This is a genomic window from Pasteurella sp. XG20, from assembly GCF_018968665.1.
Lineage (GTDB): Bacteria > Pseudomonadota > Gammaproteobacteria > Enterobacterales > Pasteurellaceae > Pasteurella > Pasteurella multocida.
On record NZ_CP076656.1, the window covers coordinates 178,600 to 197,078 of the forward strand.

General features: G+C 41.7%; 14 protein-coding genes. 10 read left to right on the forward strand and 4 right to left on the reverse strand.

All coding sequences use genetic code 11. The features are described 5' to 3' along the window. Positions 1-56 precede the first annotated feature (56 nt). From lysM to KPF51_RS00845, 6 genes are all read left to right on the forward strand, one after another. Entirely contained in the window at positions 57-500 is a 444-nt protein-coding gene (gene lysM, locus KPF51_RS00820; RefSeq protein WP_005719483.1) for a peptidoglycan-binding protein LysM, read from the forward strand. A 213-nt stretch (positions 501-713) separates the two neighbouring features. Next, positions 714-2,012: a trigger factor gene (gene tig / locus KPF51_RS00825; RefSeq protein ID WP_005725062.1), complete on the forward strand. Its 1,299-nt coding sequence runs from the start codon at positions 714-716 to the stop codon at positions 2,010-2,012. Between the two features lie 164 nt (positions 2,013-2,176). After that, entirely contained in the window at positions 2,177-2,758 is a 582-nt protein-coding gene (gene clpP, locus KPF51_RS00830; RefSeq protein WP_005725064.1) for an ATP-dependent Clp endopeptidase proteolytic subunit ClpP, read from the forward strand. Positions 2,759-2,773: 15 nt separating this feature from the next. Beyond that, positions 2,774-4,009, forward strand: coding sequence for an ATP-dependent protease ATP-binding subunit ClpX (gene clpX, locus KPF51_RS00835; RefSeq protein ID WP_005719489.1), 1,236 nt, complete (start codon positions 2,774-2,776; stop codon positions 4,007-4,009). Between the two features lie 124 nt (positions 4,010-4,133). Further along, entirely contained in the window at positions 4,134-6,548 is a 2,415-nt protein-coding gene (lon, locus tag KPF51_RS00840; protein WP_010907433.1) for an endopeptidase La, read from the forward strand. A gap of 130 nt (positions 6,549-6,678) precedes the next feature. Beyond that, on the forward strand, positions 6,679-8,559 hold the full coding sequence (locus KPF51_RS00845) for a SurA N-terminal domain-containing protein (protein ID WP_061406247.1): 1,881 nt from the start codon (positions 6,679-6,681) through the stop codon (positions 8,557-8,559). Between the two features lie 72 nt (positions 8,560-8,631). On the opposite strand, the gene KPF51_RS00850 is transcribed toward KPF51_RS00845, so the two are convergent. The 4 genes from KPF51_RS00850 to KPF51_RS00865 are packed head-to-tail and all read right to left on the reverse strand — an operon-like array spanning position 8,632 to position 14,871. Continuing rightward, positions 8,632-10,023 (reverse strand): efflux transporter outer membrane subunit, encoded by a 1,392-nt coding sequence (locus KPF51_RS00850; protein ID WP_005758163.1) that lies wholly within the window; start codon positions 10,021-10,023, stop codon positions 8,632-8,634. Positions 10,024-10,032: 9 nt separating this feature from the next. Continuing rightward, positions 10,033-11,157, reverse strand: coding sequence for an ABC-2 transporter permease (locus KPF51_RS00855; protein ID WP_005752424.1), 1,125 nt, complete (start codon positions 11,155-11,157; stop codon positions 10,033-10,035). 1 nt (position 11,158) lies between these two features. Next, a complete protein-coding gene (gene rbbA, locus KPF51_RS00860) occupies positions 11,159-13,891 on the reverse strand; it encodes a ribosome-associated ATPase/putative transporter RbbA (RefSeq protein WP_061406246.1) in 2,733 nt (910 codons plus the stop codon). 14 nt (positions 13,892-13,905) lie between these two features. Further along, positions 13,906-14,871, reverse strand: coding sequence for an HlyD family secretion protein (locus KPF51_RS00865; RefSeq protein ID WP_061406245.1), 966 nt, complete (start codon positions 14,869-14,871; stop codon positions 13,906-13,908). 258 nt (positions 14,872-15,129) lie between these two features. Here KPF51_RS00865 and rpsB point away from each other — a divergent pair, with 258 nt between their 5' ends. The 4 genes from rpsB (at position 15,130) to frr (ending at position 18,346) form a co-directional block, all read left to right on the forward strand. Continuing rightward, positions 15,130-15,852 (forward strand): 30S ribosomal protein S2, encoded by a 723-nt coding sequence (rpsB, locus tag KPF51_RS00870; protein WP_005725076.1) that lies wholly within the window; start codon positions 15,130-15,132, stop codon positions 15,850-15,852. A 141-nt stretch (positions 15,853-15,993) separates the two neighbouring features. Then, positions 15,994-16,842 (forward strand): translation elongation factor Ts, encoded by an 849-nt coding sequence (gene tsf, locus KPF51_RS00875; protein WP_005719507.1) that lies wholly within the window; start codon positions 15,994-15,996, stop codon positions 16,840-16,842. A 142-nt stretch (positions 16,843-16,984) separates the two neighbouring features. Further along, entirely contained in the window at positions 16,985-17,713 is a 729-nt protein-coding gene (gene pyrH, locus KPF51_RS00880) for a UMP kinase (protein ID WP_005725080.1), read from the forward strand. Positions 17,714-17,788: 75 nt separating this feature from the next. Further along, positions 17,789-18,346, forward strand: a complete 558-nt coding sequence (frr, locus tag KPF51_RS00885) for a ribosome recycling factor (RefSeq protein ID WP_005725082.1) — start codon at positions 17,789-17,791, stop codon at positions 18,344-18,346. Positions 18,347-18,479 lie beyond the last annotated feature (133 nt).

Consider the following 18,479-nt stretch of genomic DNA (forward strand, 5'->3'; position numbering starts at 1 on the left):
TCATCGCATGATTCCGTTATGGTCTAGTTGATTTTTTAACAAAAGAGGAATGTATTATGGGCTTATTTGATTTTGTCAGTGATATTGGGCGTAAGCTTTTTTCTAAACAAGAAGACGCCGCAGAGGCACTCGCTAAGCATATTAAAGAGGATAATCCAGGAATTGAAGACCTCAATGTGAAAGTAGAGGATGGCGTTGCCAGCATTGAAGGGACGGCAAAATCAGCAAGTGCGCTCGAGAAGGCAGTCTTAATGGCGGGAAATGTCGCTGGGATTACTAAAGTAAAAGTGGATAAAGTGGTGATCGTCAGTGGCGAAAGCTTAAGTGGTGAAGATGAGTTCTATGTGATCCAAAAAGGCGATACTTTGTGGAAAATTGCTGAGAAAACTTATGGCAACGGCAGTAAATATACGGCGATCGTTGAAGCAAATAAAGAAGTGATTAAAGACGCGGATAAAATTTTCCCAGGTCAGAAAATTCGTTTACCGAAAGTGCTTTAAGAGGCATTGATTTTATTTTTACAAAAAGGAAGCAAAGCTAGCTTCCTTTTTTTGTTTAGGTTAAAAAATAAACAAATATGCGTTTTTAGGTGGCATTTTCTCGACGGCTGTGTTTTAAACCGCTATAATTCGTCGGTTATTTTTAACTTTAATTTTTACTAACGTGTTCGGTGCGTGCATTCGCCGAGTGCAAATTCATTTTGAGGTAACATAATGTCATTTACTATTGAAACAACTCAAGGTCTTGAGCGTCGTGTTCAAATCACCGTTCCAGCTGACACTGTTGAAGGTGCCGTACGTGAAGAATTAAAACGTGTTGCAAAAACCGCACGTGTTGACGGTTTCCGTAAAGGTAAAGTTCCACCGCATATCATTGAAAAACGTTTTGGTGCCTCTGTGCGTCACGATGTGCTAGGTGATGTATTACAAAGCCATTTCTTTAACGTTGTGATGGAGCAAAAAGTCAATTTAGCGGGTCGTCCAGCTTTTGCTGTAGAACAATTTGAAGCAGGTAAAGATTTAGTATTTACTGCAACTTTTGAAGTTTATCCAGAAGTAGCTTTACAAGGTTTAGACCAAATTAAAGTGGAAAAGCCAGTTGTTGAAATTAGCGAAGCTGACATTGATAAAATGATCGATGTATTACGTAAACAGCAAGCAACTTGGGCGGAAACAGAAGAAGCCGCAAGCGCAGAAGACCGTGTTGTGATTGATTTTGTGGGTTCTGTAGATGGCGAAGTATTTGAAGGTGGTAAAGCTGAAGACTTCACGTTATTCATGGGGCAAGGTCGAATGATCCCTGGTTTTGAAGAGGGGATTGTGGGGCATAAAGCCGGTGAACAATTTGATATTGACGTGACTTTCCCTGAAGAATATCACGCAGAAAACTTAAAAGGTAAAGCGGCAAAATTTGCGATTACCTTGAAAAAAGTCGAAGTGATGGTATTACCAGAATTAACCGATGAGTTTGTGGCGAAATTCGGTCCAAACACCAAAACAGTAGATGATTTACGTAACGAAATTCGTAAAAACATGCAACGTGAATTGAAAAATGCGTTGACCGCAAAAGTAAAAGGTCAAGTGATTGATGGTTTACTTGCACAAAATGCGATTGATGTACCTGCTTCTGCAGTAGAACAAGAAATCGAAGTATTGCGTGGTCAAGCAGCACAACGTTTTGGCGGCAACAAAGAGCAAGCTGCACAATTACCACGTGAATTGTTTGAAGAACAAGCAAAACGCCGTGTTCAAGTAGGCTTATTATTAGCGGAAGTGATTGCATCTCATGAGTTAAAAGTCGATGAAGCACGTGCAAAAACCATGATCGAAGAGATTGCTTCTGCGTATGAGCAACCGGCTGAAGTGGTTGAATATTACAGCAAGAACAAAGAGTTAATGAATAATATTCGCAATGTTGTGTTGGAAGAACAAGCTATTGATGCGGTTCTTGCAAAAGCACAAGTGACGGAAAAAGCAGCCTCTTTTGATGATGTGATGAATCCACAAGCGTAATTTGCTTTAAGCGTCATATCCCTTTTAAGTGCGGTCAAAATGTTGAATATTTTGACCGCACTTTTTTATCTTGTGTAAATATTCAATTTAGTGAAATCGGAATTTTCAGGTAGAATAACAAAACGATTTAAAAACGGATGATTAATGGATTGAGAGAGGTAGAGATGAGTGTAATTCCTATGGTTGTTGAGCAAACCGCAAGAGGGGAACGTTCTTATGATATTTATTCACGTTTATTAAAAGAGCGCGTGATCTTCTTAGGCGGTGAAGTGGAAGACCGTATGGCAAATTTGATCGTTGCGCAATTATTATTTTTAGAATCTGAAGATCCTGAAAAAGACATTAACATTTACATTAATTCACCGGGCGGTTCAGTAACGGCGGGAATGGCGATTTACGATACGATGCAATTTGTGAAACCGGATATTCGCACCCTTTGCGTAGGACAAGCTTGTTCAATGGGGGCATTTTTATTAGCGGGAGGAACCGCGGGTAAACGCATTGCGTTACCGAGTGCACGTGTGATGATTCACCAACCCTTGGGTGGCTTCCGTGGTCAAGCCTCTGATATTCAAATTCACGCTCAGGAAATCTTAAAAATTAAGCAAACTCTAAATGAACGTTTAGCGTTCCATACTGGTCAAACTATCGAACGCATTGAGCGTGACACGGATCGGGATAATTTTATGTCTGCAGAAGAGGCAAAAGCTTATGGCTTGGTCGATGAAGTGTTAGCAAGTCGATAAGTATTAGGATAAGAAATGGAAAAAGACACTGAATTACATTGTTCTTTTTGTGGTAAAGAACAGAAACACGTCAGCAAGTTAATTGCGGGTACATCAGGTTATATTTGTAATGAATGTATCGAATTATGTCATGATATGTTGTTATCGGATGCCGTAGAAACGCCAGAAGTCGAAAGTACAGAACAACAAAAATTACCCACACCACATGAAATTCGTGCACATTTAGATGATTATGTTATCGGGCAAGATTATGCGAAGAAAGTGTTGTCTGTCGCCGTTTATAATCACTATAAACGTTTACGTTCTGATAAACAGATTACCGATGTGGAATTAGGTAAAAGTAATATTTTGCTTATTGGTCCAACTGGAAGCGGGAAAACGTTATTAGCGGAAACCATGGCACGTATGTTGAATGTGCCCTTTGCTATGGCTGATGCCACTACGTTGACTGAAGCCGGTTACGTGGGGGAAGACGTGGAGAATGTACTACAAAAATTAGTGCAAAGTTGCGACTATGATGTAGAACGTGCAGAGCAAGGGATTATTTATATTGATGAGATCGATAAAATTACCCGTAAGTCTGAAAATCCGTCGATTACTCGCGATGTTTCTGGCGAAGGAGTACAACAAGCGTTACTTAAATTAATTGAAGGGACGGTTGCCTCAATTCCACCACAAGGTGGACGCAAACATCCACAACAAGAAATGTTACGTGTTGATACCTCGAAAATTCTGTTTATTTGTGGTGGTGCATTTGCCGGCTTAGATAAAGTGATCGAAAAACGTGTGCATGTGGGATCAGGTATTGGTTTTAGTGCAGAAGTGAAAAGTAAGCAAGATAAAGCCACTCTGAGCCAATTATTTGAACAAGTCGAACCAGATGATTTAATGAAATTTGGTTTAATTCCAGAATTTATTGGTCGTTTACCTGTGGTAGCACCACTGGCTGAGCTTGATGAAGAAGCGTTAGTTAAAATTTTAACTGAACCAAAAAATGCGCTGATTAAACAATATCAAGCGTTATTTAGCTTAGAAGATGTTGCCTTGGAATTTAGCCCAGAGGCGCTTACTGCGATGGCGAAGAAAGCCTTAGCGCGTAAAACTGGTGCGCGTGGTTTACGTTCGATTGTGGAAGCCATTTTATTGGATACTATGTATGACTTGCCTTCATTACAGCATCTTGAAAAAGTGATTGTAGAAGCCAGCACCATTACAGACAATCAACCGCCAACACTCGTGTATAAAGCATAATTTCTGCATGTCATCTAAAAGTGCGGTATTTTTTACCGCACTTTTTTGCCCTCAAGCTTGATTTATGATTATTTACCCTCATATTTGAGCGAAGTAGCCTAATTTTTAACTAAGAGAGAACGGAATGAGCGCAAAAAAAACACAGCAACAGAGCATTCCAGTATTACCATTGCGTGATGTCGTCGTATTTCCTTATATGGTGATGCCATTATTTGTAGGGAGACCGAAGTCAATTCGTAGTCTCGATGAAGCAATGGAAACTGGTAAACAGCTATTATTAGTGTCTCAAAAACAAGCTGATTTAGAAGAACCAACAGTGGATGATGTGTATCGCGTTGGTACGGTCGCTAATATTATTCAATTATTAAAATTGCCCGATGGGACAGTAAAAGTCCTCGTCGAAGGGCAACAACGTGCCACTATTGAGCAGTTAGACGATAATGGTGAGTATTTTTCTGCCCAAATTCGCTTAATTGAAACAGAATTTGGTGATGATAAAGAACTTGAAGTCGTCAAAAAAGCGACCCTTGCAGAATTTGAAAAATACGCAAAATTAAATAAGAAAGTGCAACCAGATGTGCATGCAGCTCTTGAACGTATTGAAGAATTTGATCGTTTAAGTGATACCTTAGCTGCGCATATGCCTGTGGCAGTCAAACACAAACAAAAAGTCCTTGAAATTGCCAAAGTAGTCGCCCGTTTTGAATATTTGCTCGGTTTAATGGAATCAGAAACGGATTTATTGCAAATTGAAAAACGCATTCGTGGACGTGTCAAAGAGCAAATGGAAAAAACACAGCGCGATTATTATTTAAATGAGCAAATCAAAGCCATTCAAAAAGAGTTAGGCGAAGGGGATAGTGCGGATGAAATTGAGCAACTCCGCCAAAAAATTGAAGAGGCGAAAATGCCTGCAGAGGCGAAAAGTAAAGCCGAAGCAGAATTACAAAAATTAAAAATGATGTCGCCGATGTCGGCGGAAGCCACAGTCGTACGTAGTTACATTGATTGGATGATTCAAGTGCCTTGGCATAAACGCACCAAAGTGAAGAAAGATCTGACCAAAGCACAACAAGTGTTGGATGCAGATCATTACGGACTTGAGCGCGTAAAAGAGCGTATTTTAGAGTATTTAGCGGTACAAACTCGTTTGAATCAAATCAAAGGACCTATCCTGTGTCTAGTTGGTCCACCGGGAGTGGGAAAAACCTCGTTAGGTCAGTCGATTGCCCAAGCAACGGGACGTAAATATGTGCGGATGGCATTAGGTGGCGTGCGTGATGAAGCGGAAATTCGTGGTCACCGTAAAACCTATATTGGAGCATTGCCGGGTAAATTGATTCAGAAAATGGCAAAAGTAGGGGTAAAAAACCCGTTATTCTTGCTTGATGAAATCGACAAAATGAGTTCAGATATGCGTGGAGATCCGGCATCAGCGTTATTAGAAGTGCTGGATCCTGAGCAAAATACCTCATTTAACGATCATTATTTAGAAGTCGACTACGATCTGTCTGATGTGATGTTTGTGGCCACCTCAAACTCAATGCGTATTCCTGCGCCATTATTGGATCGTATGGAAGTGATTCGTCTGTCAGGTTATACCGAAGATGAAAAACTCAATATTGCTACACGTCATTTGATTGCAAAACAAATGGAGCGTAATGGCTTAAAAGCGGGTGAGTTGACCATTGAAGACAGTGCGATTTTAGATATTATCCGTTACTACACCCGTGAAGCCGGCGTGCGTAGCCTTGAACGTGAAATTTCGAAAATCTGTCGTAAAGCAGTGAAAAACTTATTACTCGATAAAAAAGTGAAATCGTTGAAAGTGAATGCGACAAATTTACACGATTACTTAGGCGTGAAACGCTTTGAATTTGGTCGTGCGGATACGCAAAACCGTGTTGGTGAAGTCACAGGCTTAGCCTGGACCGAAGTGGGTGGTGATTTACTAACCATTGAAACCGCGTCAGTCTTGGGTAAGGGCAAATTAACTTATACAGGCTCTCTAGGCGATGTGATGAAAGAATCGATTCAAGCAGCGATGACTGTAGTGCGTTCGCGAGCAGAGAAATTGGGAATTGCGTCTGACTTCCATGAAAAACGCGATATCCATATTCACGTGCCAGAGGGAGCAACGCCTAAAGATGGACCAAGTGCGGGGATTGCGATGTGTACAGCATTAGTTTCTTGCTTGACGGGGAACCCTGTTAAAGCGGATGTGGCAATGACTGGTGAGATCACCTTGCGTGGTAAAGTGTTGCCAATTGGTGGCTTGAAAGAGAAATTACTGGCGGCACACCGTGGTGGTATTAAAACGGTGATTATTCCGAAAGAAAACGTGAAAGATTTGGAAGAGATTCCAGATAACGCGAAAAGTAATTTGACGATTCATGCTGTTGAAACGATTGATGAAGTCTTAACGATTGCGTTAGAAAATGCACCAACGGGGGTTGAATTCATGAAATTGACACCGGTTAGTGCGGCGAAAACGGTCCGCAAAGGGCGATCTACTTCACGTAAAAGTGCGGTCAATTAATTAATACTTTTATAAATAAAGCCAAATTGTTATGATTTGGCTTATTTTATTTTGCCAGTGCGAAAATCAGTACTTTTGATTATAATCGTACACATTTTCGGTTGATTTAAATACGTATAGGATAATAACAATGTTAATTGAAAAACTTCACGGCATGACAAACAGTTGGGTATCCAAATTTTTGTTAGGTCTGATTGCTGTGGCTTTTGTGTTAAGCGGGATTACAGGTTACGTTTTTACGCGCGTAGATACTTCAGCGGTAAAAATCAATGGTGAAGAAATTTCACAACAAACCTTTTATCAACGTTATGAATCAGAGTCAGAGCGTTTAAGACAGCAACTCGGTGCACAATTTGCCGCTTTATCGGGCTCGCCTGAGTTTGTGGCTGGTTTAAGACAAAGTGTGCTAAATAATTTAATTAACCAAGAATTATTACGCCAGTATGCTGATGAGTTGAAAATAGGTATTAGCGATGAACGTGTTAAACAAGAAATTGTGACAAGTCAATTTTTCCAACAAGAAGGAAAATTTGATAATGCCCTGTATCAGCGCATGTTGCAATTAAATGGCTTAACGCCAGATGCCTACGCCAATATTGTGCGTGAGGGGTTACGTTTAGAGCAGTTGCAAACGGGATTAGCGGAAAGTGAATTTATTGTTCCTGCACAACAAGCGCAATTAACAGAATTGTTCTTTCAAGCAAGAACAGTACGTTTAGCGCCATTTTCGCTCGATCAAGTGTTAGAAAAGCAAACCATTTCCGATGAAGAGGTTAGTGCGTATTATGAAGCAAATAAAGGGGCGTTTTTAGTACCAGAATTGGCTAAAGTGCAATACATGACATTAACGCGTGCTGATGTCGAAAAACATATTCAAGTGTCAGATGTAGAAATTGCACAATATTATCAAGATAATAAAGCCCTTTATGTGTCACAAGGTCAGCAACGCTTATCGCATATTCAAGTGGCAACGGAAGCGGAAGCCAAAGAGATTTATCAAGCATTGCAAGATGGCGCTAATTTTGCTGGTTTAGCGAGCGCGCGCTCACTCGATAAAATTTCTGCTGAAAATGGTGGTGATTTGAGTTGGGCCAGTGCAGGGACGTTCCCAAAAGCTTTTGAAGAGGCTGCTAACGCGCTTCAAGTGGGGCAATTCAGTCAACCGGTGAAAGTAGATGATCAGTTCCATATTATTTGGGTCACAGAGCGTAAAGAACCATCAACTTTACCATTAGAGGTTGTGAAAACCCAAATTGCAGATCAAATTCGTCAGAATTTAGTCAATAATCAGTATTTCTCGATTGAAAAACAACTGGCAGAAAAAGCGTTTGAACACCCAGAAGGATTAGAAAAAGCTGCTGAAGTGGCGGGATTAACCATTCAAGAGACAGACTTTTTCTCAGCAAATGATGTGCCTGCGGCGTTAAATTATCCGAATGTGATTTCGGCGATCTTCCATTCTGATATTTCACAAGGGGGTGTGAACTCTGAGCCGATGAATGTGGGCGAACAACATGCTGTGCTCGTGCGTGTTATTGCAAACAAACCCGAAGGTACAAGAAGCTTAGAGGAAGCAAAAGCCGATATTATCAGCTACTTGAAGCGCCAAAAAGCAGAAGAAATTGTATTGGCAGAAGCAAACCAAGCAGCACAACGTTTAAATGACAATGCAAGCTCAACGTTACCAGAAGGCGTTCAGTTTGGCTCAGCGGAGAAATGGGTTTTTGCTGAAAATCGCGATGCGGCATTAAATAATGTGATTTTTGCCATGTCATTAACGGATAATAAACCGAGCTATATCGCATCGAAAGCAAGCAATGGCGAGGTGGTTTTAGTGGAATTAAGTCATATTGAGCAAGGTGCATTAAGTGCAGCAGAAAGTGAATTATTCACAAAACAGCTTGCACAAGCCCGTCAAGTTGCGTTGCAAAATACTTTATTACAAGCTTTACGAGCGAAAGCGAAAATTGAAGTGAATGAAAAGTTCTTCCAGCAAAATGAAGAGCAATAAGACGTAAAACTTGTGACATGAGAGCCTAGCGAATTTGCTAGGCTTTTTTTCGTATCAGGAAAGTAGAAGGCATTATTGCGATTGCCAACCAACGCCGATAGCTTTGTATAACAAGACTAAATTCATGGCACAAGCCAGTTGATTTTCAAGCTGTTTTTCTTCTAAGGTCAAGGCATCGAGGCGCGCTTGCAATACACGATCAAAGGTATAGTCGCCATATTGAAACAATTTCTGTGTATCACGTACTTGCTGTTGCTGAGTGCGACTTGCCTGTGTTAATAAACGTGCTTGCTGAGTGAGTGAAAATTGTTGTTGATAGTGATTTTCGACTTCTGCTAGAGCTTGTAATAAAGTGCGATCATATTGAAGTAAGGCTTGTTGTAAGCGTTCATCGCTTGCCTGAATGTTCGCTTGGATACGTCCCGCAGTGAAAATCGGTAACTGGATTCCTGCGCTGACGACGTTTTGCCAAGCTTGTAATGTCGGTAAGTCCGCGTCTAATTTAATACGTCCGGTTTGCCAGAGGAAATCGAGTGTGAAGCGGGGAAATAAATCCGCTTTAGCACTGGCTAATTTAGCTGCGTGGGCTTTCACATTGGCAGTTTGGGCTTGAATATCAGGACGCTGATGAAGTAAATCAGCAGGTTGTATTCCTTTTGGTGGTCGCGGTAAGTGAGAGAGGATATCCACGTTTTGCATTTGCCCAATATCCAACTTAAAGTGTTGTGGCGTTTCTCCAATCAGCACGGCAATCGCATTTTGGGCGGCAATAAATTGGGCATCGAGTATCGCTTGTTTGGCTGCAAGAGAGTGGCGTTTTATTTTGATTTCATTGCGCTCATAAGCACTAGCTTGCCCCGCATTAAAGCGTCCCTCAATATAGTTTTGTAAGGCTTTTAGCGCCATTTGAGTACGTTGTAATAACGCTTGTTGTTTTTTGTTGTGGAGCGCTTGCAAGTAATAATGGGCAATTTCACTTGCCACAAGGATTTGCGCAGCATAAAACTGTTGTTGAGCGCCCAATACGGTGGCTTGTGCAGCATCAGTATCACTGCGTTTTTGTCCAAAAATATCAGGCTCCCAAGCAACACGTATGCCACCTAATACACCGCTTGGCGTGATATCAATTTGTTCAATATCAAGGTGAGATTTACCGCTATTGGCAAGGGCACCAATAGTAGGGAAACGCGTGGATTGTGCGATTTTCACGATTGCTTGTGCTTCTTGTATTTTACTTTTAGCGATCGCAAGTTGGTGGTTTTGTGCTAAACCTTGCTGGATTAAACGGCTAAGTTGTGGATCTTGCCAGCTTTCCCACCAATTTTGGACGATTGGCGCCCCCTTTTCTAGGCGTGCATATTGATAAACATCAGGTAATTGGATATTAGACTGTAAATCCACTTCGGTCTGCTGACAGCCCAGTAGCATGCTGCTGAGCAGAAAAGTCATCATTGTTTTTTGCATAATCGTTCCTTAGCTTTGACGCGCGAGCATGTGTCTAAAACGGAAAATCGCCACTACAATAAAAAATGCGCCCATTAGGCTTATCATCAATACTTTCGGCCAAATCACAGTAAACCCTGCCCCACGAAAGAGCACATCTTGACCAATTGAAATGAATTGGGTTAATGGGGACAGTTGCATGAGATACTGAACTGCCACAGGCATATTTTCTAATGGGGATAAACTGCCAGACAGAAGATATAACACCACATAGACAGGTAAACACAATAAGCTGAACTGCGGCATCGTAGGGGCATGGGTCGCTAAATAAATGCCAAGCCCTGCCATAGAAGACAGGAAAATGGCTTCTGTGACGATGAATAACGTCATTGAGCCATTGATTGGTACCCCAATGAATTGATGCACTACAAAATATAAAGATAAGAAGGCGGCGATGAGGATAATGAAGCCATTAGCTAAAATTTTTGAGATAACAATTTCACTCGCGCTAACAGGCATCACCAGTAAGTGTTCAATGGTGCCATGCTCTCGTTCTCGAATCACCGCGGCGCCTACTAAAATTAGGGTGAGTAAGGTCGAGTTACCAGTAATTTGTGTAATTGGCATATACCACTCGGTTTTTAAATTGGGATTAAATAAAACATTCAGTTTAGGTTCGAGCAGTGTTCTATCCAAGGGGATATGACTTAAGTATTCCGACAGTTGTTGCTGAATGATGTGGCTCAAATAGCCTGCACCTACCGCAGCTTGTGACATAGCGGTGGCATCTACTAATAATTGTAGTTCAGGTTGCTTATGCGCTAACACATCTGCACTGAAATGAGGAGGGATAGTGAGTACGAAGATAAACTCACCACTGTCCATAGCCGCATCAATGTCTGCACGTTGGATTTCAACCACTGACTTGAATTGTGGAGGGAGCATCGCATCTTGAATACGGTAAGAAAGGGGACTGCGATCTTCATTTAAGATTGCTACCGTGGCATTTTTGACTTCGGTCGTGATGCCTTTGGCGATGGAATAGATCATCACCGTAAACATAATAATCACTAACACCAATAAAGTGTAATCGCTAAAGAAACTACGTATTTCTTTACCAGATAAGAAATAAACATTTTTTATCCAACGTTTCATGTTATTTCTCCTGTTTTTTCAAAAGGAAGCATGTCAGCCCTAAATAAACAGCAAAAAAGAGCAGTAAAATCAGATATAAATGCAGAAAACTCTTCATTCCCAAGCCTTTAGTAAAGGCGCCTAAACTGATCAAGTGATACCAACTGGTTGGAAAACTTACACCCATCCAATAACCTAAACCTGTAATAGTTGAGCGTGGGTAGAGCAAACCAGAAAAATTGATCGTTGGAACGATACTGATAATCGCGGTAGCAAAAATAGCAGCGACCTGTGATTTCACAAAGGCAGAGACCAATAAGCCAAAGGCGGTGGCGGATAAGATTAAGCACAAGGCGCCTAATGTCATTGCCCAAAAAGAGCCAGTGATGTCCACTCCAATAATCCAAACGGTCATAGCAACTAGCAAAAAATAACTGGTCAAAGCTAAAAACACATAAGGGAGTTGTTTACCAAGCACATACTGCAAAACGCTTGCGGGTGACCCATAGAGGTTGGTGATAGAACCAATTTCTTTTTCACGCACCACGGCAAGTGCGGTCATCATGGAAGGAATCAACATCAATGTGACCATAATCAGACCGGGCGAAATGGCATTCACACTGCGGAACGTTTGGTTATACATAAAACGCACTTCTAGCTGTGCAAGTTGTGGTAAGTCGATGCCTTGTTGCTGATACAGTTGCGTTTGGTATTGGCGTAAAATTTGTTGTATGTAGGAAACGATATTTTCCCCTGTAAATGGCATTGAACCGTCAATATAAAAGGCAATTTCAGGTTGACGTTGTTGTAATAAATCTCGCCCAAAATGATGTGGAATTTCAATTAATAGCCGCGCTTGCCCTGTTTTTAGAAGTGTGGCTAAATCAGACCGCACGTTTAACGGCGCAATGGCGTTAAAATAAGCAGACTGTTCGAATGCTTCAATAAGTTGGCGACTCTCTGCACTTTGATCTTGATCGAGAACTGCAAAATTCTGGCTGTTGGTATCAAAAGACAGTCCCCAACTGCCAGCAAAGAGTAAAATAATCGGTCCCAGAATGATGAAAATTAAGCGGATATGATCACGTAAAATTTCTTTGCTTTCACGTCGAGCAAAGGTCCAAATCGAGTTAAACCAAAGCCAGAGTGAGCTTGAGTGTGTCATGTCTTGATTATGGGGTAACGCTACTACGCTGGAAGGTGCCTGTGAAGCGGTCGCGGGCACTTCTGTTTCGGGATAGTCAGCAAGAAATGCAATGAATGCCTCTTCTAAATTATCGGTTTGACGTTGTTGACAGAGGGATTCGGGGGTACCGACTGCGAGTACTTTACCGCGATGCATTAATGAAATACGGTCACAACGTAGTGCTTCATTCATAAAGTGCGTTGAAACAAAAATCGTGATTTTTTCTTCTCTTGAAAGTTGAATGAGGTATTGCCAAAACATATCCCGTGCAGCAGGGTCAACTCCGGAAGTCGGCTCATCTAAAATTAAGACTTTGGGGTGATGTAAACAAGCAGCGGCAAGCTGTAAGCGTTGACGTATGCCTAAGGATAAGTCACGTGGTAATTTCTCCGCGACGTCGATGAGTTGAAATTGATCAAGCGCTTGCGAAACGGCCTGAGTTGCACGTTCACCGGTGAGATCATAGAGTTTGGCATGTAATAGTAAATTTTGGCGAATGGTCAGCTCTTCATAAAGAGAAAATGCCTGCGACATATAGCCTACCTGTTGGCGTGTCTCCATTTTCCCTGAATCAATGGGTTCCCCCAACAAAGTTGCTGTGCCTTCTGTTGCATCAAGTAAGCCGGTTAGCATTTTCATGGTGGTACTTTTGCCACAACCATTCGAGCCTAAAAAACCGAAAATTTCCCCTTGTGGAATGTTAAAGCTGACTTGGTCAACAGCGGTAAAGGTGCCAAATTTTTTGGTCAGTCCTTCTGCTTCGATGGCAAAGGGTAACGTTGGATCCGCGCAGAACGGTGGAATTTGCTCGGCATGCCAATGGGTTTGCTTGGTCTCTGGCAATAATTTAATGTAAGCTTGTTCGAGGCTGTCCGATATAGTGGCTTCTAATACCTGTTGTGTCGGGGCACTCATTAAAATTTTTCCGTCATCCATCGCAATTAAATGTTCAAATTGAGCGGCTTCTTCAATATATGCAGTCGCTACGAGAACAGTCATAGCGGGATTTTCGTGGCGGAGTTCATTGACTAAAGTCCAGAATTGCTGGCGTGAAAGGGGATCCACACCGGTTGTCGGTTCGTCTAAGATTAATAAATCGGGATTATGCACCAAGGCACAACATAAACTCAGTTTCTGTTTCATACCACCAGAAAGGTTTCCCGCGGCCCGTTTTTGAAAAGGGGCGAGTCCTGTGGCAAGTAATAAACGTTGAATCCGTTGTTGACGTTGTGTCTGCGTGAGACCAAATAAGCAGGCATGAAATTCGATATTTTCATACACCGAGAGAGTCGGGTAAAGGTTGCGACCAAGCCCTTGTGGCATAAAAGCAATGCGTTTGAGTAAGCACTCACGCTCTGCTTTCTCGGCTTGGCTGAGACCGAAGACCGTGATCTGTCCTTGTTGTAGGATTTTCACGCCTGCGAGTAAGGAAAGTAAAGTGGATTTGCCCACACCGTCAGGTCCAATTAATCCAACCGTACTGCCCGCAGGAAGTGAGAGTGACACTTGATCAAGTGCGGTCGTTTTTTGGTAAGTATGGGTCACATTCACGACACGAATTGTGTTCATGCCCCCTCCTGCGCTTAATCTGGTAAGTGAAGTTGTAGCTCGGCTGGCCACTCAGTGGACGAGGAAAGCCGGATATAACCATTTCCCGTCATACCGCCTTTCAGATAGTCAGCATATTTTTGTGCGATATCTGAGGGGATCTGCAATTTGACTTTAAACATCAATTTTTCCCGTTCTGTCGTGGTTTCAACAAATTTAGGCGTAAATTGTGCATCACTTGATACATAGCTAACGGTGGCAGGGAAAACAGCCTCGAGACCGTCAAATACAAGACGTGCTTCACTTTGTAAGGGAATTTGATTGACGATAGGGGCTGGAAAAAACAAGTACATACTGGCTTCATTAAGATCCAATAGACTAACGACTTTTTGTCCCGCCGCGATCACATTGCCCACTTCAACTAATTTATAGACAACGCGTCCTGCTTGAGGCGCTTTAATCTGTAAATCTGCTAAAATAGCATGTGCTTGCCGTAATTGGGCATCCGCTTGCACCACGCTGCTTTGTGCTTCTTGTACAGCGATGTCTAATGCGTGTAAATTGGCTTGGGCAGCATCGCGTAAAGCAAGACGTTTTTCAAATTCGCTTGAGGAAATTAGCTGATTTTTGCGCAATTTATGTGCATTATCGACATCTAATTGGGCGGTGTTGAGTTGTTGCTGTTGTGCACTGAGTTGTGCTTGTACGCGTTTTACTGCTTGTTGGGCTTGTTGTTTTCGCGCGAAGGCCGTATCGACTTGGGTTTTAACCGTATCAGAAGAGAGGGTTGCTAGAAGCGTATCTTTGTTGACATAGTCGCCTTCTTTGACCAAGACTTGTTCGACGCGTCCGGCATACAAACTGGCAACATCTAATCGTAAAAATTCCAAACGCCCATTTGAAGACACAATATCGGTATGTTGGTTATCATGATGATAGTGTGTCCAGTAAACGCCACATCCAATGACAATGAGTGGAAGCATAAAGAGCCATTTTTTCATTACGATCTCCTTATAAATGAAAGATATGTAATGTGAACAAGATTGTAGCACAAATCGGACCTGTTGTGAAAAAATTGCTAGAAATTGACCGCTCTTTATGGTATAAAGCACCCCGTTATTTTGACTTTTGAAAAATAACATTCACATTTAATTTTTAACTTAGACATCACACACATATCGTGAGGGTAAATCGGGGTGCCAAACGGTCGATTTGCTTGGTATGTGGAGGCTAAACCCCAATTAAAAGGAAATATTATTATGGCACAAGTTTCAATGCGCGATATGCTACAAGCTGGCGTTCACTTCGGTCACCAAACTCGTTACTGGAATCCAAAAATGAAACCATTCATCTATGGTCCACGCAACGGTGTTCACATCATTAACTTAGAAAAAACTGTTCCTATGTTCAATGAAGCCTTAGTGGAATTAACACGTATTGCGGGTAACAACGGTAAAATTTTATTCGTTGGGACAAAACGTGCAGCTACTGAAGCAGTGAAAGCAGCAGCATTAGACTGTCAACAATATTATGTCAATCACCGTTGGTTAGGTGGTATGTTGACTAACTGGAAAACAGTTCGTCAATCAATTAGACGTTTAAAAGATTTAGAAACTCAATCTCAAGATGGTACGTTCGATAAATTAACGAAAAAAGAAGCGTTAATGCGTACACGTGAGATGGAGAAACTTGAATTAAGTCTTGGTGGTATCAAAGAGATGGGTGGCTTACCAGATGCGTTATTCGTTATCGGTGCAGACCATGAACACATCGCAGTGAAAGAAGCAAACAATCTTGGTATTCCAGTGTTTGCTATCGTTGATACTAACTCAGATCCAGATGGTGTTGATTTCGTTATCCCAGGTAACGATGACGCAGCACGTGCAATCCAATTATATCTTTCAGCAGCAGCCGCGGCGGTTAAAGAAGGTCGTCACCAAGACGCTGTCACTGAAGAGAACTTTGTAGCAGAAGCTGAGTAATTCAGGTAGATAAGGCGCAAGCCCTTATTATTAATCACAACGATTAATTGGTTAGCAGGGGGCTGAATTAAGTTCCCTGCTTTTTTATGTGAAAGTGCGGTTAAGAAATTGCACAAAATCAAGCGGACAGAGGATTAAAAAATGGCTGAAATCACAGCATCATTAGTAAAAGAACTTCGTGAGCGTACTGGCGCAGGTATGATGGAATGTAAAAAAGCGTTAGTTGAAGCAAATGGTGATATCGAATTAGCGATCGATAACATGCGTAAATCAGGTCAAGCAAAAGCGGCTAAGAAAGCAGGTCGTGTGGCAGCAGAAGGGGTTATCCTTGCTCGTATTGGCGCTGGTTTCGGTGTGTTAGTGGAAATGAACTGTGAAACTGACTTCGTGGCAAAAGATGCTGGCTTCTTAGGTTTAGCGAACGAAGTAGCAGACTATGCATTAGCGAACAAAGGCGTGACTATTGAAGCACTTCAAGCACAATTTGAAGAAAAACGTGCAACGCTTGTGGCGAAAATTGGTGAAAACATGAATATTCGTCGCGTACAATTTTTAGATGGCGATGTCGTTGGTTCATACTTACACGGTGCCAAAATTGGTGTATTAGTTGCGGGTAAAAATGCAGACGAAGATTTATTGAAAAAAATCGCGATGCATGTTGCAGCGAGCCGTCCTGAGTTTGTTAAACCAGAAGATGTGTCAGCAGATGTTGTAGCAAAAGAGCGTGAAATCCAAGTGGCAATCGCGATGGAATCAGGTAAACCACGTGAAATCGCAGAAAAAATGGTTGAAGGTCGTATGAAGAAATTCACTGGTGAAGTGTCATTGACAGGTCAACCATTCGTAATGGATCCAGCTAAATCAGTAGGTGAATTCTTAAAAGAAAGCGGTGCTGATGTGACTAACTTCGTTCGTTTCGAAGTGGGTGAAGGTATCGAAAAAGTTGAATCTGACTTTGCAGCAGAAGTTGCAGCGATGCAAAAAATCTAATTTCTAAAAAATAGGCGAGGTAACTCGCCTTTTCTTTATAAGAGAGATGGATAGCGGCACTCGCCTCTCTTTGTGTATAAGATGTCAGAGTGCAGCGGAATAAAAGATAATTTGTTGCTTACAGAATCAAAAGAGGTACAAAATGAGCCAACCAATTTATAAACGAATTTTATTAAAACTAAGCGGTGAAGCATTACAAGGTGACGAGGGATTTGGTATTGACCCGTCTATCTTAGACAGAATGGCGCTCGAGATTAAAGAATTAGTAGCAATGGGCGTCGAAGTTGGTGTTGTACTGGGTGGTGGTAATTTGTTCCGTGGTGCCAAATTAGCAAAAGCAGGGATGAACCGTGTAGTTGGTGATCACATGGGGATGCTCGCAACCGTCATGAATGGTCTTGCCATGCGCGATGCACTACATCGTGCTGATGTGAATGCCAAACTGATGTCAGCCTTTCAATTAAATGGTATTTGTGATACCTATAACTGGTCTGAAGCAATAAAAATGTTGCGTGAAAAACGCGTAGTGATTTTCTCTGCGGGGACAGGAAGCCCATTTTTTACAACGGACTCTGCGGCTTGTTTACGTGGAATTGAAATTGAAGCGGATGTGGTGTTAAAAGCGACGAAAGTCGATGGTGTGTATAATTGCGATCCCGCAAAAAATGCAGATGCGGTGCTTTATCATCAGCTGAATTATGCTGATGTTATTGAGCATGAATTGCAAGTGATGGATTTAGCCGCCTTTACCTTAGCACGTGATCATCATATGCCAATTCGGGTCTTTAATATGGGTAAGCCGGGAGCATTACGTCGAGTGATTTTGGGTGAAGTCGAAGGGACACTGATTTGTGACCAAAAGTTGTCGTGATTTTTCACCAGAATTAGATTAAACTTACAGGCAGCCGATTAACTAAGACTTATTGACTATAAAGAAGGACTTCTTGTGATTAATGAAATTAAAAAAGATACGCAATTGCGTATGGAAAAAAGCTTAGAAACCTTTAAAAACCACATTGCTAAAGTGCGTACAGGTCGTGCTCAACCAAGTTTACTTGATGGTATTCAAGTGGAATACTATGGTTCACCAACCCCATTACGTCAGTTAGCCAACGTGGTTGCAGAAGATGCGCGTACACTTGCGGTCACTGTGTTTGATCGTAGCTTAATTAGTGCGGTAGAAAAAGCGATTTTAACCTCAGATTTAGGGTTAAACCCGTCTTCTGCCGGGACAACGATTCGTGTACCGTTACCGCCATTAACAGAAGAACGCCGTCGTGATTTAATTAAAATTGTGAAAGGTGAAGCTGAGCAAGGGAAAATTGCAGTACGTAATGTGCGTCGTGATGCTAATGATCAAATTAAAGCTTTGCTGAAAGACAAAGAAATCAGTGAAGACGAAGAGCGTAAAGCACAAGACGAAATCCAAAAAATCACGGATACTTTCGTGAAAAAAGTGGATGAAGTATTGGCAGATAAAGAGAAAGAATTGCTTGATTTCTAATTCATGAGCCTCTCTTTATGGACGGATATGTCAAGCATAGTATTGATTGGTCTATCTAATCATTACATCCATTCAGATATTAAGAGGGCGCTTTATTGAATACATAAAACGGTTTATTTCAAGTGTGAAGTAA